The sequence below is a fragment of the Bacillus sp. SIMBA_031 genome, assembly GCF_046535225.1.
In the GTDB taxonomy this organism is placed as follows: Bacteria; Bacillota; Bacilli; order Bacillales; family Bacillaceae; genus Bacillus; species Bacillus velezensis.
Window position 1 is genome coordinate 64,372 of record NZ_JAWRXC010000002.1, and the last position, 20,615, is coordinate 84,986.

General features: G+C 47.3%; 26 protein-coding genes. 2 read left to right on the top strand and 24 right to left on the bottom strand.

Going from position 1 to position 20,615, the window contains the following annotated elements; translation table 11 throughout:
* Positions 1–18: 18 nt before the first annotated feature.
* From ahrC to SB724_RS07135, 23 genes are all read right to left on the bottom strand, one after another.
* A complete protein-coding gene (gene ahrC, locus SB724_RS07025) occupies positions 19–468 on the bottom strand; it encodes a transcriptional regulator AhrC/ArgR (protein WP_003153173.1) in 450 nt (149 codons plus the stop codon).
* A gap of 96 nt (positions 469–564) precedes the next feature.
* Positions 565–1,410, bottom strand: coding sequence for a TlyA family RNA methyltransferase (locus tag SB724_RS07030; protein WP_410570607.1), 846 nt, complete (start codon positions 1,408–1,410; stop codon positions 565–567).
* On the bottom strand, positions 1,407–3,308 hold the full coding sequence (dxs, locus tag SB724_RS07035) for a 1-deoxy-D-xylulose-5-phosphate synthase (protein ID WP_007612504.1): 1,902 nt from the start codon (positions 3,306–3,308) through the stop codon (positions 1,407–1,409). Before dxs ends, SB724_RS07030 begins: the two co-directional genes overlap by 4 nt.
* A 143-nt stretch (positions 3,309–3,451) precedes the next feature.
* On the bottom strand, positions 3,452–4,342 hold the full coding sequence (locus tag SB724_RS07040; RefSeq protein ID WP_007408353.1) for a polyprenyl synthetase family protein: 891 nt from the start codon (positions 4,340–4,342) through the stop codon (positions 3,452–3,454).
* Positions 4,332–4,586: an exodeoxyribonuclease VII small subunit gene (locus tag SB724_RS07045; protein WP_007408352.1), complete on the bottom strand. Its 255-nt coding sequence runs from the start codon at positions 4,584–4,586 to the stop codon at positions 4,332–4,334. The genes SB724_RS07040 and SB724_RS07045 overlap by 11 nt, the downstream gene beginning before the upstream one ends.
* A complete protein-coding gene (xseA, locus tag SB724_RS07050) occupies positions 4,583–5,929 on the bottom strand; it encodes an exodeoxyribonuclease VII large subunit (protein WP_015388015.1) in 1,347 nt (448 codons plus the stop codon). The genes SB724_RS07045 and xseA overlap by 4 nt, the downstream gene beginning before the upstream one ends.
* 123 nt (positions 5,930–6,052) lie before the next feature.
* Positions 6,053–6,904 (bottom strand): bifunctional methylenetetrahydrofolate dehydrogenase/methenyltetrahydrofolate cyclohydrolase FolD, encoded by an 852-nt coding sequence (folD, locus tag SB724_RS07055; RefSeq protein ID WP_032874053.1) that lies wholly within the window; start codon positions 6,902–6,904, stop codon positions 6,053–6,055.
* Positions 6,905–6,915: 11 nt separating this feature from the next.
* Positions 6,916–7,308, bottom strand: coding sequence for a transcription antitermination factor NusB (nusB, locus tag SB724_RS07060; RefSeq protein ID WP_007408349.1), 393 nt, complete (start codon positions 7,306–7,308; stop codon positions 6,916–6,918).
* Between the two features lie 264 nt (positions 7,309–7,572).
* Positions 7,573–7,980: an Asp23/Gls24 family envelope stress response protein gene (locus SB724_RS07065; RefSeq protein WP_003153156.1), complete on the bottom strand. Its 408-nt coding sequence runs from the start codon at positions 7,978–7,980 to the stop codon at positions 7,573–7,575.
* A 21-nt stretch (positions 7,981–8,001) separates the two neighbouring features.
* Entirely contained in the window at positions 8,002–9,354 is a 1,353-nt protein-coding gene (gene accC, locus SB724_RS07070; protein WP_007408348.1) for an acetyl-CoA carboxylase biotin carboxylase subunit, read from the bottom strand.
* Between the two features lie 14 nt (positions 9,355–9,368).
* Positions 9,369–9,848 (bottom strand): acetyl-CoA carboxylase biotin carboxyl carrier protein, encoded by a 480-nt coding sequence (gene accB, locus SB724_RS07075; protein WP_007612510.1) that lies wholly within the window; start codon positions 9,846–9,848, stop codon positions 9,369–9,371.
* 153 nt (positions 9,849–10,001) lie between these two features.
* Positions 10,002–10,652, bottom strand: coding sequence for a SpoIIIAH-like family protein (locus tag SB724_RS07080; protein WP_007408346.1), 651 nt, complete (start codon positions 10,650–10,652; stop codon positions 10,002–10,004).
* Between the two features lie 3 nt (positions 10,653–10,655).
* The gene (gene spoIIIAG / locus SB724_RS07085) at positions 10,656–11,348 is read right to left on the bottom strand and encodes a stage III sporulation protein AG (RefSeq protein ID WP_017418127.1); all 693 of its coding nucleotides are present in this window, start codon (positions 11,346–11,348) and stop codon (positions 10,656–10,658) included.
* Positions 11,341–11,961 (bottom strand): stage III sporulation protein AF, encoded by a 621-nt coding sequence (gene spoIIIAF / locus SB724_RS07090; RefSeq protein ID WP_265971298.1) that lies wholly within the window; start codon positions 11,959–11,961, stop codon positions 11,341–11,343. Before spoIIIAF ends, spoIIIAG begins: the two co-directional genes overlap by 8 nt.
* A 16-nt stretch (positions 11,962–11,977) precedes the next feature.
* Positions 11,978–13,186: a stage III sporulation protein AE gene (spoIIIAE, locus tag SB724_RS07095; RefSeq protein ID WP_003153145.1), complete on the bottom strand. Its 1,209-nt coding sequence runs from the start codon at positions 13,184–13,186 to the stop codon at positions 11,978–11,980.
* A 32-nt stretch (positions 13,187–13,218) separates the two neighbouring features.
* Positions 13,219–13,608 (bottom strand): stage III sporulation protein AD, encoded by a 390-nt coding sequence (spoIIIAD, locus tag SB724_RS07100; RefSeq protein WP_071392571.1) that lies wholly within the window; start codon positions 13,606–13,608, stop codon positions 13,219–13,221.
* 12 nt (positions 13,609–13,620) lie between these two features.
* Complete coding sequence (gene spoIIIAC / locus SB724_RS07105) at positions 13,621–13,827, bottom strand: stage III sporulation protein AC (RefSeq protein WP_003153142.1); 207 nt, start codon at positions 13,825–13,827, stop codon at positions 13,621–13,623.
* A 22-nt stretch (positions 13,828–13,849) separates the two neighbouring features.
* Positions 13,850–14,365: a stage III sporulation protein SpoIIIAB gene (gene spoIIIAB / locus SB724_RS07110; protein ID WP_007408343.1), complete on the bottom strand. Its 516-nt coding sequence runs from the start codon at positions 14,363–14,365 to the stop codon at positions 13,850–13,852.
* Positions 14,359–15,282, bottom strand: coding sequence for a stage III sporulation protein AA (spoIIIAA, locus tag SB724_RS07115; RefSeq protein ID WP_007408342.1), 924 nt, complete (start codon positions 15,280–15,282; stop codon positions 14,359–14,361). The genes spoIIIAB and spoIIIAA overlap by 7 nt, the downstream gene beginning before the upstream one ends.
* A gap of 78 nt (positions 15,283–15,360) precedes the next feature.
* Complete coding sequence (locus SB724_RS07120; protein WP_159354369.1) at positions 15,361–15,642, bottom strand: YqhV family protein; 282 nt, start codon at positions 15,640–15,642, stop codon at positions 15,361–15,363.
* Positions 15,643–15,789: 147 nt separating this feature from the next.
* Positions 15,790–16,347: an elongation factor P gene (efp, locus tag SB724_RS07125; RefSeq protein ID WP_003153123.1), complete on the bottom strand. Its 558-nt coding sequence runs from the start codon at positions 16,345–16,347 to the stop codon at positions 15,790–15,792.
* Between the two features lie 24 nt (positions 16,348–16,371).
* Positions 16,372–17,433 (bottom strand): M24 family metallopeptidase, encoded by a 1,062-nt coding sequence (locus SB724_RS07130; RefSeq protein ID WP_007612522.1) that lies wholly within the window; start codon positions 17,431–17,433, stop codon positions 16,372–16,374.
* Positions 17,434–17,564: 131 nt separating this feature from the next.
* A complete protein-coding gene (locus tag SB724_RS07135; RefSeq protein WP_060562606.1) occupies positions 17,565–18,095 on the bottom strand; it encodes a YqhR family membrane protein in 531 nt (176 codons plus the stop codon).
* 221 nt (positions 18,096–18,316) lie between these two features.
* On the opposite strand from SB724_RS07135, the gene SB724_RS07140 reads away from it, so the two are divergent.
* Both SB724_RS07140 and SB724_RS07145 read left to right on the top strand, forming a co-directional pair.
* Complete coding sequence (locus SB724_RS07140; protein ID WP_410570614.1) at positions 18,317–19,273, top strand: DUF1385 domain-containing protein; 957 nt, start codon at positions 18,317–18,319, stop codon at positions 19,271–19,273.
* A gap of 34 nt (positions 19,274–19,307) precedes the next feature.
* On the top strand, positions 19,308–19,703 hold the full coding sequence (locus tag SB724_RS07145; RefSeq protein ID WP_007408340.1) for an SA1362 family protein: 396 nt from the start codon (positions 19,308–19,310) through the stop codon (positions 19,701–19,703).
* Here SB724_RS07145 and SB724_RS07150 read toward each other — a convergent pair.
* Entirely contained in the window at positions 19,700–20,575 is an 876-nt protein-coding gene (locus SB724_RS07150; RefSeq protein ID WP_012117971.1) for a patatin-like phospholipase family protein, read from the bottom strand. The genes SB724_RS07145 and SB724_RS07150 overlap by 4 nt on opposite strands.
* Positions 20,576–20,615 lie beyond the last annotated feature (40 nt).

The window sequence follows — 20,615 nt, forward strand, 5'->3', positions numbered from 1 at the left end:
TTTTATCTGATAATTACGCTACAGCAGCTCCAAAAGACGGCTTTGAACGCCCTCCGTATCTTCAGGCGTCCTGCAGATGATTAAGATCGTGTCATCTCCGCAAATCGTGCCCATGATTTCTTCCCATTCGAGATTATCCATCAGAGCGCCGATTGCCTGAGCATTCCCCGGCATCGTTTTTAATACGATCATATGGCTTGCTGAGTCAATTTTTACGAACGCATCCATTAATGAACGCTTCAGTTTTGACAGCGGATTGAACCGCTGATCCGCCGGCAGGCTGTATTTGTAGGAGCCGTTGTTCGTCGGCACCTTTACGAGATGCAGCTCTTTAATGTCTCTGGAGACAGTCGCCTGGGTTACCTTATATCCTTCTTCTCTCAGCATGTCAACTAAGTCATCCTGCGTTTCAATCTCATGGCTTGTAATAAGCTCTCTGATTTTTATATGCCTTTGGCCTTTTGTCATGTAAGCACCTCTGTTTTCAAGCTGTTCTTGTCATTATGTTAACCGCTTCTTGATAAAAAGTACATGATGGCAGAAAAAAGGAATAATAGCCCCCTATTATTCCGGTACATCTGTCTTTTTGGCTTTTAATGTTTCATGTGCTTCGCGGACGGTACGGAGAATGTCTTCTTCCGGCAGTTCAGCGCCGTTTCCGTCTTCTCCGCCCCATTCCAAATGAAGCAGAAACTCAATATTGCCGTCCCCCCCTGTAATCGGTGAGAAGGACAGTCCTTTTACTGTATATCCTTCAGAAGCGGCAAATTGATTCATGCGGCGGAGAACGTCAGTATGAACGCCGGGATCTCTGACAATGCCTTTTTTTCCGACGGATTCCCGTCCGGCTTCAAATTGCGGCTTTACCAGTGCAATACAATCGCTCCCCGGTACAAGCAGCGTTTTTAAAACTCGGAGAATGAGGCGGAGTGAGATGAAAGAAACATCGATTGTCGCAAATTCCGGCAAACCCTCTGTGAAATCGGAAGGCTCGGAATAGCGGAAATTCGTCCGTTCCATGACGACGACCCTCTCGTCCTGTCTGAGCTTCCAAGCAAGCTGATTATAGCCGACATCCACTGCGTAGGACCGCTCGGCTCCGTTTTGGAGGGCGCAATCTGTGAATCCCCCTGTAGACGAGCCGATGTCAATCATCGTTTTGCCTTTTACCGAGACGGGAAACACTTCCAGGGCTTTTTCAAGCTTTAATCCGCCTCTGCTGACGTATTTAAGAGGGTTTCCTTTTACCGTTAACGGAAGATCCCGGGCGATTTTTTCACCCGGTTTGTCCAATCGGTTTTCATTTGAGTATACGATGCCCGCCATAATGGCGCGTTTCGCTTTTTCCCGCGTTTCCGCAAGGCCTTTTTCTACAAGAAGTACATCTAATCGTTCTTTTTTTGCTGTCATGATCCAATTCCTTTATGTGTCTTCGGCGGCATCAGCAGTTTTATCCGGTTCATAACCTCAGCCTTCGTGAGACCGATTTCTTCAAGCAGGGCGGTTACGCTGCCGTGCTCAATAAACCGGTCTGGGATGCCCATTCTGTCAATCGGTGTATGATACATGCCGAGGTCATGAGCGAATTCGAGAATCGTGCTGCCGAATCCGCCTTCAAGCACGGCTTCTTCTATCGTTAAAATCGGCAGGCCTTCATTAAGAATGGCCTTCATCATTTGTTGATCAATCGGTTTTATGAACCGCGCATTCACGACACGCACGGACAGGCCTTCTTTTTGCAGTTCTTCAGCCGCTTCCAGCGCCATTTCAATGGTCGTACCGAATGTTAAAATGACCGCGTCTTTTCCGGGACGGAGCACTTCCCATGTTCCGATCGGAATGGTTTTCAGCTCTTTATCCATCTTTACGCCGAGTCCGTTTCCGCGCGGGAAGCGCATCGCAATCGGACCTTCCTCGTAGGAAAGGGCTGTATTGACCATATGGCGGCCTTCATTTTCATCCTTCGGCATCATTAAAACGAGGTTCGGTATATGGCGCAAAAAGGCGATGTCAAAGACGCCTTGATGCGTCTCCCCGTCAGCGCCGACCAAACCGGCGCGGTCGATGCCGATAAATACATTCGCGTTTTGACGGCAGATGTCATGGACGACCTGATCGTACGCCCGCTGCAAAAAGGTCGAATAAATCGCAAGAAACGGCTTCATGCCTTGGAGCGCCATTCCAGCCGCCATCGTCGCCGCATGCTGTTCTGCGATTCCAACGTCAAACATGCGTTCAGGGAATTCTTTCGCAAACCCTTCCAGTTTAGAGCCGACCGGCATGGCCGGTGTAATGGCGACAATTCTGTCATCCTCACGCGCCAGCTCCTGCACGGTGCCGCTGACAAGTCCGCTCCATGAAGGCGCCGCGGCTTTCGGCTTGACGAAATCACCCGTATTGATTTTATACGGACCCGTTCCGTGCCATGTGCCGATTGTGTCAGTCTCAGCCGGTTTATAGCCTTTGCCCTTTTTCGTAATGACATGTAAAAGGACAGGGCCTTTCGTTTTTTTGGCGTATTGCAGGTTTTCAAACAGCTCGTGGTAGGAATGACCGTCAACCGGGCCTAAATACGTAAAGCCCAGCTCTTCAAAAAACATGCCTGACACAAGCATATATTTCAAACTGTCTTTTATCCGTTCAGCTGTGGCGGCCAATTTTCCGCCGACGGCCGGGATGCGCTTAAATAAATATTCAAGCTCGTCTTTTACCCATTGATATTTGCCGGCCGTGCGAAGCCGTCCCAGCATAGAATGAATCGCCCCGACATTTGGCGCAATGCTCATCTCATTATCATTCAGGATGACGATCATGTCTTTTTTCTCATCACCGATATGGTTCAGCGCTTCAAGCGCCATTCCTCCGGTTAAAGCGCCGTCTCCGATAATCGGGATGATATATTCTTTCGATCCTTTAATATCACGGGCGGCAGCCATTCCCATCGCGCCTGAGAGCGAGGTTGAGCTGTGGCCTGTTTCCCATACGTCATGTTCGCTTTCGCTGCGTTTCGGGAAACCGCAAAGCCCTTTATATTGGCGCAAGGTCTCAAACTCCTTGCCGCGTCCGGTTAACAGTTTATGAACATAGGACTGATGTCCGACATCCCATAAAAATTTATCTTTCGGACTGTCAAATTCTTTGTGAAGCGCAATTGTCAGCTCGACAACCCCGAGGTTCGGCCCGATATGGCCGCCAGAGGCAGACAACGATGTGATGAGGAAATTGCGGATCTCCTCACTCAGCTCTTCCAGCTGTTCAATTGACATCTTTTTAAGAAATGACGGGTCCTGTATTGATAAAAGATCCAAAGCGGATCAACTCACTTTCAGCATGAATTTCTGCAAATTAAACAGTGTCTTTTTGAAAAGAGAAAAAGACTCCCTTTGTATTTTCATCGAAACTGCTTACATTTTACCATAGGAGCGGCAGCCCCTTCAAATCAGGACCGTTTTTAATGATCTCTCGCCGCGATTAAATCACAGAGGTCATGCAGCAATTCTTTCTGAAGAGAAAGGCCGCTGATGATCTGTTTCGCCTCACTGATATGATACGCAAGCTTTTCTTTCGCGCCTTCAAGCGTTAAAAGCGACGGATACGTTGATTTTTCGTTCGACGTGTCTGAGCCGACCGGTTTGCCGATCCTCTCCTCATGCCCTTCAATATCAAGGATGTCGTCTCTGATTTGAAATCCGATGCCGATATGGCTGCTGAACAAACGGAGCTTTTCGACTTCATCCTCCGGCGCATCTGCCAAAATGGCGCCCGCCGTCACGGAAAAACCGAGGAGCTTGGCCGTTTTCCGCTCGTGGATGGATTCCAACTCCTCAAGCGTTATCCGCTTTTGTTCCGCTTCCATGTCGGCAGCCTGTCCGCCGACCATTCCTTCCGTTCCCGCCGCGCTGATCAGCTCATCGACGAGACGGAGCCGTTTTTCTGCTGAAACCGCCTCAGACACATGAGATGTGATCAATTTAAAGCTTTCTGTCAGAAGCCCGTCTCCGGCCAATACGGCTGCCGCTTCTCCGAAGACTTTATGGTTTGTGGGCTTTCCCCGGCGCAGATCATCATCGTCCATGCAAGGCAGATCATCATGTATTAAAGAATACGTATGAATCATTTCGACAGCGCATCCGACCGGAATCCCGTCTTTTTCATCTTTTCCGTAAGCATTCAGAACGGCTAAGACGACGAGGGGGCGCAGCCTCTTTCCGCCCGCTTCCAAAGAATACAGCATAGATTTTTTGAGGGTTTCAGGCATCGCAAGCCGTTCTGTATACAAAGAAAGCTGTTGTTCAATCAGTTGTTTGCGCGATGCTAAAAATGCGTCCAGTTTATTTGTCACCTTCGTCTTCCTCCTGAACGCTGAAAGGTGCAAGTTCTCCGTTATCTTTTAAAATAAAGTCCATTTGCTTTTCGACATGCTGAAGCTTTTCATGGCACATTTTTGAAAGGGCCATCCCTTCCTGAAAATAATTAATCGCCTGCTCCAGCGGCACGTCTCCTTCTTCAAGCTTTGCCACAATGCCTTCAAGGCCTTTCATCGCCTCTTCAAATGTCAGCTCTTCACTTTTTTTGGTTTCTGTCATTTTCGTTCGCCTCTCTTTTGCAATACTTCACACGTCAGAACGCCGTCTGTCATCTTTACTTCTAGCGTATCATTTTGTTCCACTTGATCAACGCTTTTGATCAGCTCTTTGTCTTTATAGGCCAGACTGTATCCTCTCTCCATCACCTGAAGGGGACTTAATGCATTCAGTTTACCAAGAACCGTCTGAAACTGCGAATGAAGCTGCTTCAGCTGGACATTCATGCTTCGGGCGAGCTGATTTGAGCGCTCCTCGTACCGTTTTTTCGCCTGTTTCAGCTGGGTTTCAGGGTGGAGCGCCGTTAATCTGTACGTATTCCGCTCCAGCTGCCTTTGTTTCATGTCCGTAAGCCCTGTGAGCTGTGATTGGAACTGCTGATACAAAAGGTCAAACTGCTGTTCCTTTTGGGTGTACAATCGTTTCGGAAAACGGAACGCGTAGGATGACTGGAGCGATTGAACCCGTTCTTTTTTCTTGCTGATATGCTGCTGCATCGCTCTTGTCAGGCGGACTTCCGCCGTTTTTGTCCGTTCCATTAAGTCCGTCGTGTGGGGGACGGCGATTTCTGCCGCTCCTGTCGGCGTTGCCGCCCGGATATCCGCGACGAAATCACTGATTGTAAAATCTGTTTCATGTCCGACGGCTGATATAATCGGAATGGCGGAAGCAAAAATCGCCCGGGCCACGATTTCTTCGTTAAATGCCCACAATTCTTCGATCGAGCCCCCTCCCCTTCCGACGATCAGGACGTCACACATTTTTTGTGCATTGGCTTCTTCAATGCGCTTCACAATCGATCTGCTGGCATTTTCACCTTGAACGAGCGCGGGAAGCACAATGACTTTCACAAGGGGGTATCTTCTTTTGAGTGTGGTAATGACGTCTCTGACGGCTGCTCCCGTCGGTGACGTGACGACCCCGATCGTGGCCGGAAAAGCGGGGATGGCCTGCTTATGCCGGTCATCGAACAACCCTTCGCCGGCAAGTTTTTTCTTTAATTCTTCATATGCTAAGTAGAGCGCCCCCACACCGTCCGGCTGCATTTCTTTCGCGTACAGCTGATAGCTTCCGCTCGGTTCATAGACGGAGATGCCGCCTCTTACGATGACCTTCATCCCGTCTTCGGGCTTAAACGCAAGCCTCGAACTTTGCCTCTGAAACATGACAGCCTGCATGCGGGCATGCTCATCTTTTAATGTAAAATAAATGTGGCCTCTCGTATGAATTTTAACATTGGAGAGCTCACCCTTAATCCAAATGTCTTCAAGATGAGGGTCCACATCGAATTTTCGTTTAATGTATTTGGTCAGCGCGGAAACCGTGACATATGCCGCTTCACTCACATCCTGCACTCCTTTCATAAAGGCTTTTTGCCCTAAACTAAGAAAACCCGCTCTGGCTGAAAGGAGCCTTAAGAAGCGGGTATCGTGCTCATTGTCACACTTTTTGTGACTGTCTCCGGTTATCTATGATAACGTACGTCTGGCAGATTTAACAGTATTATGCGCAAGCATTGTGATGGTCATCGGACCTACTCCGCCCGGCACCGGCGTAATGAAAGATGCTTTTTCTTTCGCTTCATCAAACTGAACGTCTCCGCAGAGTTTTCCGTTTTCGAGACGGTTGACGCCGACATCAATGACAATGGCGCCCTCTTTGATTTGATCGGCTTTGATGAAGTTCGCTTTACCGACCGCTACCACAAGAATATCTGCTTTTTTCGTATGCTCAGACATATTTTTCGTGCGGGAATGGCAATATGTGACGGTCGCGTTTTCGTTCAGCAGCAGCTGGCCGACCGGTTTACCGACAATATTGCTTCGTCCGACTACAACAACTTCTTTGCCGGAAAGATCTACGTTCGTCTTTTTTAATAACTCGACAATTCCGTGCGGCGTGCATGGAAGAAATGTATCTTCGCCAAGCAGCATTTTCCCGACGTTGAGAGGGTGGAAACCGTCAACATCCTTATCAGGGGAGATCCGCTCGATTACGGCTTTTTCAGAAATATGATCCGGGAGCGGCAGCTGGACGAGAATGCCGTGGAATTCCGGATTTTGATTATACTGATCAATCACTGTTAAAAGCTCCGCCTCGGTTAAGCTTGAGTCAAAGCGGTCAAGCTTAAATTTCATTCCCATTGTTTCAGCGGCTTTTTTCTTGCCTGTCACATATGAAACAGAAGCGGGATCGTCTCCGATTAAAATGACCGCCAAGCCAGGCACTACGCCTTGTGCTTTCAGCTCTTCTACTTCTTTTGCCAATTGTTCGCGTTTTTCTTTAGCCGTTTCTTTTCCGTCGATGATTGTTGCAGTCATTTTCTTTCCTCCTATGATTCGATATCAGTTTTAATGTTAGAAAGAACCCCGTTTACGAATTTTGCAGCTTTATCGTCGCCGAACCGTTTTGCCAGCTCGATCGCTTCGTTTAATGACACGTTAGCAGGAATGTCGTCAGAATAAACCATTTCATACACTGCCAGACGCAGGATCGCGCGGTCTACGTTTGCAATCCGGTCAAGCTTCCAATTGACGAGATGGCCGGAAATCATTTCATCAAGCTGAACCTGATGTTCGATCACTCCGTACACCAGCTGTTCAAAGAAGGCATCTGTTTTTTCACCATCAAGCGCGTGCTCAATGGCATCGTTCGGTGCAATATCGCTGACATCAATCTGAAAAAGTGCCTGCAAAGCTTTTTCTCTAGCTGTTCTTCTTTTCATTTTCTTTCTCCTTCAGATCCGCTTTATCCGCTTGTCGTTAAGCTTAAAGAGATCATAACATATTTTTTTCTCAATCGCATGTCGAAATTTAGGTTTTTTCACCCTAATGCCGAATATTTTCACAAACCGTATTAATTTCATTCGGATTTCACAGCATGAAGAAACTCGGCTGCCGTTCGTAAGCCGGCTTTCTTCATGCCTGAAATGACGGGAAACGTATAAAAAACCAAAGGGCTGCCCATCCCCTTGGTTTTTATACGCTCATTACATTTCTTCGTCGATTTCGACTTCTTGGGCTTTCGTGTCAAATTGAATGCCGACGATATGAATATTGATTTCATTAATGGTCAGAGACGTCATGTTTAATAAGGTTTGGCGGATATTCTCCTGAACGCTTGCCGCCACTTTCGGGATCGAGATCCCGAATTGAACGACGCAATAGACGTCGATGGTAATCCCGTCATCGGCTAAATCGACCTTTACGCCTTTGCCGTGATTGATTTTGCCGAAGCGTTCTACGACGCCCGTGGCGAAATTGCCGCGCATTTCAGCAACTCCTTCAACTTCGGAAGCGGCGATGCCGGCAATGACTTCAATGACTTCAGGAGCAATTTCAACCTTGCCTAAATGAGCCTCGTCATGATCCATTTTAAGCACACTGTTGTCTTCCATTCAATTCACCTCCCGCAAAAATTATGAGCCCATTACATCATATGTTTCTAAAAACTTTGTATTAAACTCTCCGCTGACAAATGTTTCGTGTTCAAGCAGTTTCAAATGGAACGGAATCGTCGTTTCAATACCTTCAATCACGAATTCGCTCAGCGCGCGTTTCATCCGTGCGACTGCCTCATCACGCGTTGTTCCGTATGTGATGACTTTAGCAATCATACTGTCATAGTACGGCGGGATCGAGTAGCCGGGATATGCGGCTGAATCCACGCGTACACCGAGTCCGCCCGGCGGCAGGTACATGTTAATTTTACCGGGTGAAGGCATGAAGTTTTTCGCAGGATTTTCAGCGTTGATGCGGCATTCAATCGCCCATCCGTTAAATTCAACATCTTCCTGTCTGAGCGAGAGCTCCTGTCCGGATGCCACTTTGATCTGTTCTTTGATCAGATCCGTTCCCGTCACCATTTCTGTGACAGGGTGCTCTACTTGAATACGCGTGTTCATTTCCATGAAGTAGTAGCGCTGTTCTCTGTAGTCATAAATGAATTCTACTGTGCCGGCTCCCGTGTAACCGACGGCCTTCGCTGCTTTTACCGCTGCTTCGCCCATCTGCTCCCTGATTTCAGAATCAAGCGCAGGTGACGGTGACTCTTCAAGAAGTTTTTGCAGACGTCTTTGGATAGAACAGTCACGCTCTCCGAGATGGATCGTGTTTCCGTAATTATCCGCAAGCACCTGAATTTCAACATGGCGGAAATCTTCTATGTACTTCTCGATGTACACACCCGGATTTCCGAATGCCGTAGCGGCTTCCTGCTGGGTAATCTCAATGCCTTTGATCAGTTCTTCTTCTGTGCGTGCGACCCGGATGCCTTTTCCGCCTCCGCCCGCAGTGGCTTTTATAATGACAGGATACCCAATTTCACCTGCAAGCGAAACCGCTTCTTCCGTATTTTTTATGATTCCTTTTGAACCGGGCACAATCGGCACGCCCGCCAGCTGCATCGTGTCGCGCGCGATATCTTTTGTTCCCATTTTTGAAATGGCGTCAGCCGTAGGGCCGACAAACGTTACGTTTAATTCCTCGCACAGCTCGGCAAAGTCGGCGTTTTCAGCTAAAAACCCGTATCCCGGATGAATCGCATCCGTGCCGGTCAGCTTTGCGACGCTGACGATGTTCGTTACATTTAAATAGCTTTCTTTTGATGTTTTCGGCCCGATACAAAAAGCCTCATCGGCCATTTGGACATGCAGGGCGTCTTTATCTGCCTCAGAATAAACGGCTACAGTTTCAATGCCCAGCTCTTTGCAGGCCCGGATGATTCTGACGGCGATTTCTCCTCGGTTGGCGATCAATAGCTTTTTAATCATAATAGCAGGTCTCCTTACTCAGCTTTTACAAGAAATAGAGGTTGTCCGTATTCGACCAGCTGGCCGTTTTCAACTAACACTTCAACGATTTCTCCTTTTACTTCGGCTTCAATCTCGTTAAAGAGTTTCATTGCTTCTACGATACAAACAACTGTATTTTCGCTCACTTTTGAACCTTGGTTTACGTAAGGGCCGGCTTCCGGCGATGAAGAAGCATAAAACGTTCCGACCATCGGAGACGTAATTTTGTGCAGGTTTTCGTCTTGTTTCGGCGCTTCCTGAGCAGGAGCGGCTTCACGCGCTTCCGGTTTTGCAGCCTGCGGAGCAGGTGCGTAAGCGGCGGGAACGGCTTGGGCTTGTCCCGTTACATTCACTGCCGGCGCTTCATTTTTTTTCAGTTTGAGGCTTACGCCTTCAATTTCGTAAACAAATTCGTCGATGGAAGATTCATCGATTCTTTTTATCAGTTCATGAATTTCGTTGATTTTTAACATCAGTTTCCACTCCTATGTATAAAAAATAGAAATTTATGGGTTGCTACTAAAAGTACATACTATGTTTATCTTACAGGAGCGCTTGTGTAAATTCAACACTGATCTAAAATGACATCAGAAAAGCCCGCAGCGGGTGCGGGCTTTTCAGGTCTCTTACTTTGTCGGTTCAAACGTGACGGCGACGTCTTTCATCGTCTTGATTTCTTTTTCCACCAGGTCAATGATAGCGGAAGCTTTTGCGTTTGAATGTTTGTCAGACATGACGGTAATGTTGATTTTGTCTCCTTCAGCATCCACGAGCGCATCTTTGTAGCCTTGTGTTTTAATCAGCGTTTCCAGCTGTTTTTCCGTCCCTTCAGCATTGCTCAGCGCCGTCATTTTATCGTAGGCTTCGCTTTTTTCCTTTGCGGTCGCGTCATCGCTTGAAACAATGCTGTTTAACTGTTCCCTTTCTTTGCTTCTCGCGTCTTCAAGCTCCATGCGGTATGCGGTAAATAAGTTTTCATCAGCTGTTTCTGTGGCGACCGATCCGTCTTTGTCCGATGCTTCGGCTGATGTTTCTTTATCCTCTTTTGTGCCTTTAGAATCTTTCGTTCCTTTTGTTCCGTCTTCTTTTTCCGTGCCGCTTCCGCTCTTATCTTTCGTTTCAGGAGCCGGCGTTTTTTCAGTGGCGACTTCTCCGCTGCTTTTTTCGCTTTTCATCTGCACGGCATTTTTGCTTTCCGGCGACATAATATAATAAACACTTAATACCACGACGAGACTGAGCATTGTTAAAAGCCAAACCGTTTGTTTTTTCAGCATGATTTATGAATCCTCCTTGATTTTTTTAGGGGCAACCGCTACACGGTAGCTCGGAACATCAAGCACCCTTGTGACGGCATCAATGATGGTTTTTTTTATTTGAACGTTGTCCACTCCCTGAGCGACAACGAGTACACCGCGGATATCAGGCTTTTTCGTCTGGACGACGACCGGGGTTTCCTGGTCCCCGTTTCGAATCATGACAATTTGTTCTTCAGAGGTTTGATCGGTTACGCTTCTTTTGCCGCCTTCTTTATCGGTTTCTTCAGTGGTGGTGTCTTTTTTCGTTTTGTTTTTCTCAAACACTTTCAAAGATGTCGCGTCTACGTTTACGACAATTGAGACATCCTCCACGCCGATAATCGTTTCAAGGATTTCTTTCAGCTGGTTTTCATAGTCTCTTTCGTAATCATCGATCGTGGTTTTGGCGCTGCTGTCTTTCGATGCCTTAAAAACAGGTGCGCTTTTTTGCCCGCTTTTGTCTTCCGTTCGGCCGGACATGACGGTCTGCGCCGTTTGGTCCTTCCCGGTTTTCTCCGGTGAAGAGAACAGCTGGCTGACCAGCATAAAAGATACCCCGAGCACAAACACGAACAGAAAGTAATGATATTTTGTCAGTTTTGGTTTTTCTCCGTCTTTCGCCTGTCCGATCATCAGCTGTTTTTTGAGTATGGTCCATAGTCCGTTTTTATTCATGGCCGTTTTTCTCCCCGCCTTCCATATAAACCGTAATTTTCTCACTGCCGATTTCCCATATATCCGCAAGTTTTTCTTTGATGTCTGCGGCCTCTTTTTTGTCGGCTGCGCCTTCCGGTTCGTATTTGCGGTCTGTGCGGATGTCGATCGGTGCGACGGTTTGCACGGTTTTTTCAGAAGATGGGGCCAAATACACGCTGATCGTTTTTACATCTTCTTCTGAATGAACCTGTTCTTCCGCTGTAAGGCGGATGTCGTCTATTTTGTATTCGTCATGACTGAACATCTCCTCCGCTTTCTTTTTTAGTTGGACAGCCATTTCTTCTAAAACATATGCGCGGTTTGATGCTTGTATTTCTTTTTTTTCTGATTTGATTTGATTTTTTATATCAGCGGATTGAGATTGCTCTTGTTTTGTCAAATAATCGAAGATGATTTCCGGGTCTGTTTTGAAAAGTTTGAATATCGGGTTGAGCATGACAATGATTAACAGCAGGCTGACAACCATCTTTGCGTATTTTTGCATACTGGAGCTGGGCAGCAGCATGTCGATGACGATGGCGAATAAGATAAATAAAATAATGCTTGTCAGCCATTCTGTTAAAAAGCTCATATCCAATGGGCCTCCTTTATTTCATCATCATGGTGAGGTTGCCTGCTGTAATAATGACTGTGATGCTGAGGAAAAACATGAGAGAGACGATGGCGAGCGCCGCGAAAATATACAGTACACTTCTGCTGATGACGCCGAGGCACGTAATGACGGGCCCGCCTCCGAGCGGCTGCAGAATAGCGGCCGCGAGCTTATAAATAAAAGCGAGCGAGAGCACTTTGATCGCCGGAAACGCGGAGATGCAGATCAAAATTCCGACTCCGAGGATTCCCACGGTGTTTTTTAATAGGAGTGAGGCGCTGATGACCGTATCCGTCGCGTCCGTAAACATCCGGCCGAGCACGGGAATAAAATTGCCTGTTATAAATTTTGCAGTCCTGAGCGTAATCCCGTCCGTCACGGCAGCCGAAGCCCCCTGTACGGAGATGACGCCGAGAAACACGGTGAGAAATACGGCAAGCGCGCCGATTGCGATATTTCTGAGCAGATTGGCAAGCTGCGTGACTTTATATTGATCCGTCATCGTGCTGACGATGCTTAAAATCGCTGACAGGAAGATAAGCGGCATGACGATGTTTTGAATGAGAAGGCCGCTCGTATTCATCAGAAATAAAATAACGGGGTGAAAAAAAGCTGCGGAGACGGCTCCCCCGGAAGACGCCAAAAGCGCGAGTAAAAGCGGGATGAGCGCGAGAATGAAGCTTGTCATCGTCTGGATCGCTTCACTGGCATAATTGACGGCAACATGAAAGCTGTTTAAAGCGAGAATAATCAGCACCATGTAGACGATTGCATAAGCCACTTTGCTGACGGTGCTCTGCTGGAACGCATTTTGCAGGAGCTGCAGAATGACACAAAAAATGGTGAGAAGAATCAAAGTTCCCAGAAGCTTTCCGTTTGCGAGCACTTCATGAAACAAGTATGAAAATAAAGCCTTCAGCCATGCCTCCGGTGAGAACGTTTTTTCACCGTTAATAAAGTCGATGATGCTTCCCTTTTGGCTTTCAGGCAGAAGACCGCCGTATTCTGTCATGATGTCGTCCCAAAACTTTCCGATGCCTTCTGTTTTCAGCGCTTCGGCCTGCTTTTTCGCCACTTCATCAGCGGATTCTTGGTGAACTGCGGTTTCCTGCGACGCACCGTCTGTTCCGGCAGCTTGTACACATTCAGTCTGAAAAAATAAGAGGATGAACAAAAAAGCTCCCGCCCACCGAAAGCGCTTCATTTTTTGTGCCCCCCTTTCCATTTTATTTATGATCAAGAAGGAATAAGTCCGAGAATCGTTTCAATAATGACGGTGAGTATCGGCACGGCCATTACCAGTATCAAAATTTTTCCGGCCAGCTCTATTTTCGAAGCAATCGCTCCCTGGCCCGCATCCTTTGTAAGCTGCGCTCCGAATTCAGCGATGTAGGCGATGCCGATAATTTTTAAAATGGTTTCCACATAGACCATATTGACATTTGCATTGACGGCTATTTTTTCTATCATTCTGATAATGTCGTAAATCTGGTCGATGAGATAAAGAAAGATCACGCAGCCGCTGAAGACGACAATCATAAACGCGAAAGTCGGTTTCTGTTCTTTTACGATCAGGGAGAGAAATGTGGCGATCAGGCCTAAACCTACAATTTGAACAATCTCAATCTGTAAGCCCCCCTATCCTTGGAATAGAAACACAGCTTTGATCTTTTTGAACAGGTCATCGACAATCGTCGCCACCATAAATAAAATATAGATAAAGCCAAGCAGCGTCACCCACTGGGCGTATTCTTTTTTTCCCATTTGATCAAGTATGGTGTGCAGAAACGCAACCACGATACCGACTCCGGCGATTTGAAAAATGACATTTACGTCGACTCCCATTTTATGTTTGCTCCCCTCATGTTTACATCAATAGAAGAATGAGTAACAGTCCGGCTAAAAATCCTAAGCTTTTCACCATTTTTTCATTTTTCGCCTGCGCCCGTCCGGCATCCGCTTCCGCCGCTTCCAAATGTGTAAGCGCAAGCTTGATATGTTTCTGCTGAGAAACACGGTCATGAAGCCCGAGCGTCTCTCCGAATTGCTTCAGCACATCATATTCGCTTTTTTTCATCGCCATGGAAGACCAGTTATGTTTCAAACTCTGTTCCCAAGCTGTTTTGGCGGAATCGCTTCCCTGCTCAAGCCTTCTGCTGAAAGCTTGAAACAATAACGATACAGGTTTGGAAAGCTGTGCGGCAATTTGTCCAGAGGCGGTATGCAGCGGTGTATGCCCGAACATGATTTCCGCTTCTAGCGATTGGAGCGCCGCGCGCAGCTGGCGGATCTGCCTCGGCCTTTCAATATACATTTTGGCGATCTCAAACCCGGTCCAAGTCGTCGCTGTCAGAATAAACACGGCACCCAAAAGCTTCAGCATGTCATCACGCTTTCAGCATGCGGAACAGGTTCCCCGTCCTTTCCGTACATCCTGCTGATCGTTCCCGGACCGCGGCGCCTTGACAGTTCAACATACCGGTCAAACACGTTTTCCTCCCAAAGCATTTTCAGCGACGGCCTCTTTACCAAGTCTTTCATATTCCACCCGTGCGCAGATACGATAACGGATACGCCCGCATGGAGCGCCTCCAGCAGCGCTTGTGAGTCTTCCATTCTCCCGATTTCATCCACAATTATGACATCAGGACTCATAGAGCGGATCATCATCATCAGCCCTTCCGCCTTCGGACAGGCATCAAGGACATCGATTCTGCGGCCGAAACTGTGCTGGGGAATGCCCCGCAGGCAGCCGGCAATTTCCGAACGTTCATCTACGATACCTGTCTTTTTTGCCGGGATGCGTTTTGATCCGGTGCTGGAAAGCCGGGCCAAATCACGAAGCAAGGTCGTTTTCCCCGTTTGCGGAGGACCGATGATCAGCGTGTTCAGCCAGTTTTCTTTCCATAAGAAAGGAATGAGCGGTTCTGCGATCCCCAGCTTCTCCCGGGCGATTCGGATATTAAAAGAAGTAATATCCCGGAGTCCTTTGACGGCTCCGTTTTCGACGATGACTCTTCCGGCCAGCCCCACACGGTGGCCTCCTCTGATTGTGATGTATCCTTTTTTAAGCTCTTCTTCCAGCGTGTACATACTGTAATTGCTGAGCCGGCTGAGGATCAGCTGTGCGTCGCCGGCCGTACAGACATATGACAAATACAAAGGTTGTCCTTTTTGGATCAGTTCAACCGGCCTGTCGACGCGGATTCTGATTTCTTCTGTATCCCGCCTCGCTTCTTCGGGCACGGCGGAGATGGCATCTCTCAATAATTCAGGGAGAACCTCTGTAATTTCATTCAATAGAGTCTCCTCCTTTTTTACCGATTGGCTTCTTTAAAATTGTATGATCCGGGACAGACTTTATGACACCCCGGCCCTCTATTTATACACACCGGCCAAAATCAGCACCACTCCCGCAAAAATCAATATTAGTTTTGCATATGAGAGCTGTCCGGCAATCTGATAAATGCCGATCGTCATCGTAATGATAAAGATCAGAGGGCCGACGATTGCCAAAATACTATTCACCACAACCGCTTTTCTGATGTCGTTTGTCAAAAGCATGATAATAGCGGCCGATAATTCAATGAGCGAGGACAAAACTCGTAAACCGGCCATCGTTAAAACAGTAGAATTGATTGAACCAAACAAAAATTTCATTGCAATCCCCCAACTTCAAGCATTTTGTTACACTATATGCTCTAGCTGACGGAAGTAGTCTCACTATTTTCATATAGAAGAAAGATTCTGAGACAGAACGCAAAAAAAGCCTGCCCCGTAAAAGGAGCAGACTCCGAATGTCTTTGACTACGCTCTTGACACGTAAGAGCCGTCTGAAGTATTTACAACAAGCGTATCGCCTTCGTTCACGAAGAACGGTACGTTTACGACAAGACCTGTTTCCGTTTTGGCAGGTTTTGTGCCGCCTGACGCCGTGTCGCCTTTAATTCCCGGCTCTGTTTCAACAACTTTCAGTTCAACTGTGTTCGGCAGTTCAATACCGAGCGTTTCAGACTGATACATCATGATGTGCACAGACATATTTTCCAGAAGATATTTTAATTCTTCTTCGATTTGGTTTTCGTTCAATTCAAGCTGTTCATATGAGCTTGTATCCATGAACACGTGCTGATCGCCGTTGGCATAAAGATACTGCATCGTTTTTGTTTCGATTTGCGCTTTCGCGACTTTTTCACCTGCACGGAATGTTTTCTCCTGAATAGCGCCCGTGCGCAGGTTACGCAATTTAGAACGGACAAATGCCGCTCCTTTTCCCGGCTTTACGTGCTGGAAGTCAACGACGCGCCAAATGCCGCCGTCTACTTCAATCGTTAGTCCTGTACGAAAATCGTTAACTGAAATCATGTTTGATGTCCTCCTATATTCCGATCACAAAATAATTAATTCTTTTGGGGAATGCGTAATTGTCCGGTTGCCGTCCTCAGTGATGATGATATCATCTTCGATTCTTGCGCCCCCAACATCCGGTATGTATATGCCCGGCTCGACCGTTACCGCCATGCCCGGCTCAAGAACGGCCGATGACCTGAAAGACAGCCCCGGTGATTCATGGACTTCCATTCCGAACCCGTGTCCTGTCGAATGGCCGAAATACTGTCCGTAGCCTTTTGCGGTGATGTGATCCCTCGTCAGGGCGTCCGCTTCTTTTCCCGTCATGCCGGGTTTAATATGCAGGACACCAAGCGCTTGGGCATCGTATACGACCTGATAAATCTCTTTCAGTTTATCACTTGGCTCTCCGACCGCGACGGTGCGTGTGATATCAGAACAATAGCCTTTATAATAAGCGCCGAAATCGAGCGTGACCAAGTCTCCCTTTTCAATCAATTTGCCGCTTGCCACTCCGTGGGGAAGGCTGGATCTGACTCCCGAGGCGACGATCATATCAAAGGAAGAGCCGTCTGCTCCTTGACGTCTCATATAAAATTCAAGCTCGTTTGCAACTGAAATCTCTGAGATGCCCGGTTTGATAAACGTCAGAATATGTTCAAACGCATCATCCGCAATCTTCGCAGCTTCCTCTAATATCTTAATCTCTTCACTTGACTTAATCAAGCGCAACTTTTCAACGGAATCCGCGACGGGAACCATCTCCGCTTCCTGCAGCACCGCTTGGTAGGATGCATATGTTCCGTACGTCATGCTGTTTTGCTCGAAGCCGAGTTTTTTAATGCCGTACTCAAGAATCGTATCCGCAGCCGTTTGGATTAAGCTTCCGCCGTGCTCGATAATGTCAAAACCCTTTACTTGCGTCTTCGCCTGCTCGGTGTAACGGAAATCCGTGATAAATGCCGCACGTTCTTTCGATATGACCGCAAGGCCTGACGAACCCGTAAATCCCGTCATATACTGCAGATTGGCGGAGCTTGTCACCAACATTCCGTCTATATCCAGCTGACCGAAAAGATTTCGCAATTTCTCAAGTTTCATTCTCTTTCTCCTCCTCGCCGATTCTTGACTGCCGCCTGACAACGCGAGAGCATCCCCGCCCGGTTTTCAGCATAAAAAATGTTCACTTCTCGTGAACATTTTACCATACCGGACAGGGATTATACACTTATTCACTTGTTGCCAAGCGCCCTTGCAAGCTTGTCTGACGTAAGTTCATTGTAGTTGAAGGAAATTGAGTAGCCGACAAACAAACCGTACAGAATGTAAAGGCAAAGCGTCGTCACGATTGTATCTGATTTCAATTCAGTAACGGATTTCACATCTTCGAAAATCGGATTGAATAAGAAAAAAACCGCACACCATAAAATGATGCCGTACACCATTCCCGGCCACATGGTTTTAAAACGCTTCAGGCACACGAAATAAATGAACGCTCCGGCAATTGAAATCAACCCGATGACAACGATGCTGACCATCGTGCCGAGCCATTGTTTTTTCCATTCTCCGATCATAAACGGCTGAAGAATCATGTTGGGGCTGATCTCTGAAAAATGAAAGACATACCCGAGATAGCCGATCAAACTCCAAAATACACCGCCGGCAAATCCGATACCGCAAATTCTGCCGGTAAATGAAACAGGCTGCTGATCATCATCCTGCTTCTTTTTTTCTTCCTGTTCTGAATGTTTTTCGCTTGTCATCATGGCACCTCCAGTCATAGACTGCCCCAAAATTGAAAAGTCATAAAAAGCTGCGCCATATTTTCATTCAATGAGTAAAATCTAAAGAAACGGGGTATACTGCATGTAGAAAAAGCATTGATTTTCCGGCTGTCTAACTAGAGGTTTACCGCGGTTTCCTGTACAATAGAGTGAAAGGAAATGGTTAGTAAATCCTAAGAAAACAGGCAGGTTGATAAACAATGTCCAAACAAAAAACGCCCCCTGCATACGGCGGGCAGGCTGTCGTTGAAGGAGTCATGTTCGGCGGCAGAAAAAACTATGTTACCGCCATCCGCAGGAATGACGGAAGCATTGATTTTTTCAAGCTTCCGAGAGTGCCGAACGCCAAGCTTTCGGCTTTAAAAAAGATTCCTTTTTTGCGGGGAATCATCGCCATCATTGAGGCGAGCGCCAACGGCACAAAGCATTTAAACTTTTCCAGCGAACGTTACGGGCTTGACCCTCAAGATGACATCAAGCTGGAGCAGGAAGATAAGAAAGGTTCGGGCTTATCGATGTTTTTCAGCCTGGCGGTGATCGGCGTTCTGTCGTTTTTGTTCAGCAAATTCGTTTTTACGCTTGTCCCGGTCTTCTTAGCGGAGCTTGTAAGGCCCGTATTTTCCTCAGACGCCGCGCAGATCGGAATCGAAAGTCTGTTTAAGCTTATTCTGCTTCTCAGCTACATTTATTTTTTATCAATGACGCCGTTAATTAAAAGAGTGTTTCAATATCATGGAGCCGAACATAAGGTCATAAACTGTTATGAACAGAATTTGCCAATTACAATAGAAAATGTTCAGAAACAGTCACGGCTTCATTACCGTTGCGGTTCAAGCTTTATTTTATTTACGATCATTGTCGGCATGTTCATCTATTTACTCGTTCCGACAGATCCGCTTTGGGTGCGGATTTTAGACAGGATTGCGCTTATACCTGTCGTTCTCGGGATCTCCTTTGAAGTGCTCCAGCTGACGAACAGAGTACGGAATATCCCCTTTTTGAAAGTTCTCGGTTATCCCGGCCTGTGGCTGCAGCTTTTAACGACAAAGGAACCGGCGGATGACCAGGTCGAGGTTGCCATAGAAAGCTTTAACGAGCTTCTCAGACTGGAAGACATTTCAGAACAGAGCGAAAAACCGTCTCACAACGTAATCTGAACCGTTACCGTTATTATTTTGGAGGTGGGCAGTTATGAATCATCGTGTACAACCTTTTTTTGCTGTATTGATAGCGCTTGGCGCATTCGGTTTCATTTATGCGGCGGTAACCAACCCCGGGCAGATGATTTCAAGAGCGATCACCGTTATTATCGCAGGCATCATTATTTATTTTATCGTGAGGACGGTCCTGAACCGCCGTACCGGCCGTGACGGAACCGCTTTCAGAAAAGCGGCCAGACAATCGCGGCTCCGAATGAAGGAGCAAAAAGCGAAGCACCGCGCCGGACACAGAGGCCGGGTCAGCCATTTGCGGAGCGTGCCGAGCAGCAGCAGACCGAAGCCGATGATTCTAAAGAAAAAAAGCCAGACCCAGCTTACCGTCATAGAAGGTAAAAAGAATAAAAAGAAAAACAGAGCGCTTTTTTAATAGCTCCATTGCTTCAAAAATTGCTCTGTTCTGCTTTTTCCTAGCTCAATGAGAGCTAGTTTTTTTTGCGGTGTGAGATGAAACTCTGTCGCCATCACATGTTCCACCGGAATAAAAATAATATTCTGTTCGTACTTTGTCGCGATATGCCTGGCATCATGAGCGTCTTTCATCGTTTCAAACAAAGCCCCGAACAGCTCAAAAGCGTTGCGGATTGATTTTTTCGGGCGCTCTTTTTCGTTGGGCGAAAGTGAAATTCCGATGACCGGCCGTTTGCGTTCTTTTGAATACAGCCAAATCGGGAAATTGCTTAACACGCCGCCGTCAACGACCGTCGAGGTGCCTTTTTCGGTCTTCAGTTTTATCGGTTCAAAAAAATAAGGAATGCTGCAGCTCATTCTGACGGCTCTGGCAACCGGGAACATCTCCGGATTTAATCCGTAGCGGGGAAGATCGTCAGGAAGCACGATCATCGTTCCGTTCGTCAGATCTGAAGCGATGAGACGGAGCGAGCCTTTTTTCAAATCGCCAAACGCGATGATGCCCTTCGCTTTTAATTTATCCGCAATCCATTTTTCCAGCATATCGCCTCTGTATAGTCCGAGGCGCCAATATATCGACACCCACCGCAGGATTTTCAGCGGGAGGAATGAGTATCTCTGATCAAGCAATTGCCTTCCGTCCACCTCATCTATAATGGAATGAACCTCTCTGCTCGTATAGCCCGCAGCGATAAATGCGGCAATAATTGCGCCGGCGCTTGTTCCGGCGAGCCTTTCAAAGCGAAAGCCCTTTTCTTCCAGCGCTTCATAAGCGCCGGCAAGCGCCACCCCTTTTATCCCCCCGCCCGAAAATACGCCGTCAATCTGCATAGCGCGCCCTCTCCCTTCCATCTCAAGGTGTATTATTATT

Excerpts from the sequence above, each read along its gene's own strand:
- SB724_RS07145 (WP_007408340.1), top strand. The coding sequence starts at position 19,308 with ATGAATCATCGTGTACAACCTTTTTTTGCTGTATTGATAGCGCTTGGC.
- SB724_RS07030 (WP_410570607.1), bottom strand. The coding sequence starts at position 1,410 with ATGACAGCAAAAAAAGAACGATTAGATGTACTTCTTGTAGAAAAAGGC.
- SB724_RS07150 (WP_012117971.1), bottom strand. The coding sequence starts at position 20,575 with ATGCAGATTGACGGCGTATTTTCGGGCGGGGGGATAAAAGGGGTGGCG.
- accB (WP_007612510.1), bottom strand. The coding sequence starts at position 9,848 with ATGTTAAAAATCAACGAAATTCATGAACTGATAAAAAGAATCGATGAA.
- SB724_RS07135 (WP_060562606.1), bottom strand. The coding sequence starts at position 18,095 with ATGACAAGCGAAAAACATTCAGAACAGGAAGAAAAAAAGAAGCAGGAT.
- spoIIIAC (WP_003153142.1), bottom strand. The coding sequence starts at position 13,827 with ATGGGAGTCGACGTAAATGTCATTTTTCAAATCGCCGGAGTCGGTATC.
- spoIIIAF (WP_265971298.1), bottom strand. The coding sequence starts at position 11,961 with ATGAGCTTTTTAACAGAATGGCTGACAAGCATTATTTTATTTATCTTA.
- spoIIIAG (WP_017418127.1), bottom strand. The coding sequence starts at position 11,348 with ATGAATAAAAACGGACTATGGACCATACTCAAAAAACAGCTGATGATC.
- folD (WP_032874053.1), bottom strand. The coding sequence starts at position 6,904 with ATGACTGCAACAATCATCGACGGAAAAGAAACGGCTAAAGAAAAACGC.
- SB724_RS07065 (WP_003153156.1), bottom strand. The coding sequence starts at position 7,980 with ATGGAAGACAACAGTGTGCTTAAAATGGATCATGACGAGGCTCATTTA.
- spoIIIAE (WP_003153145.1), bottom strand. The coding sequence starts at position 13,186 with ATGAAGCGCTTTCGGTGGGCGGGAGCTTTTTTGTTCATCCTCTTATTT.
- nusB (WP_007408349.1), bottom strand. The coding sequence starts at position 7,308 with ATGAAAAGAAGAACAGCTAGAGAAAAAGCTTTGCAGGCACTTTTTCAG.
- SB724_RS07080 (WP_007408346.1), bottom strand. The coding sequence starts at position 10,652 with ATGCTGAAAAAACAAACGGTTTGGCTTTTAACAATGCTCAGTCTCGTC.
- spoIIIAB (WP_007408343.1), bottom strand. The coding sequence starts at position 14,365 with ATGCTGAAGCTTTTGGGTGCCGTGTTTATTCTGACAGCGACGACTTGG.
- SB724_RS07045 (WP_007408352.1), bottom strand. The coding sequence starts at position 4,586 with ATGACAGAAACCAAAAAAAGTGAAGAGCTGACATTTGAAGAGGCGATG.
- accC (WP_007408348.1), bottom strand. The coding sequence starts at position 9,354 with ATGATTAAAAAGCTATTGATCGCCAACCGAGGAGAAATCGCCGTCAGA.
- SB724_RS07120 (WP_159354369.1), bottom strand. The coding sequence starts at position 15,642 with ATGAAATTTTTGTTTGGTTCAATCAATTCTACTGTTTTAACGATGGCC.
- SB724_RS07130 (WP_007612522.1), bottom strand. The coding sequence starts at position 17,433 with ATGAAACTTGAGAAATTGCGAAATCTTTTCGGTCAGCTGGATATAGAC.
- SB724_RS07140 (WP_410570614.1), top strand. The coding sequence starts at position 18,317 with ATGTCCAAACAAAAAACGCCCCCTGCATACGGCGGGCAGGCTGTCGTT.
- efp (WP_003153123.1), bottom strand. The coding sequence starts at position 16,347 with ATGATTTCAGTTAACGATTTTCGTACAGGACTAACGATTGAAGTAGAC.
- ahrC (WP_003153173.1), bottom strand. The coding sequence starts at position 468 with ATGACAAAAGGCCAAAGGCATATAAAAATCAGAGAGCTTATTACAAGC.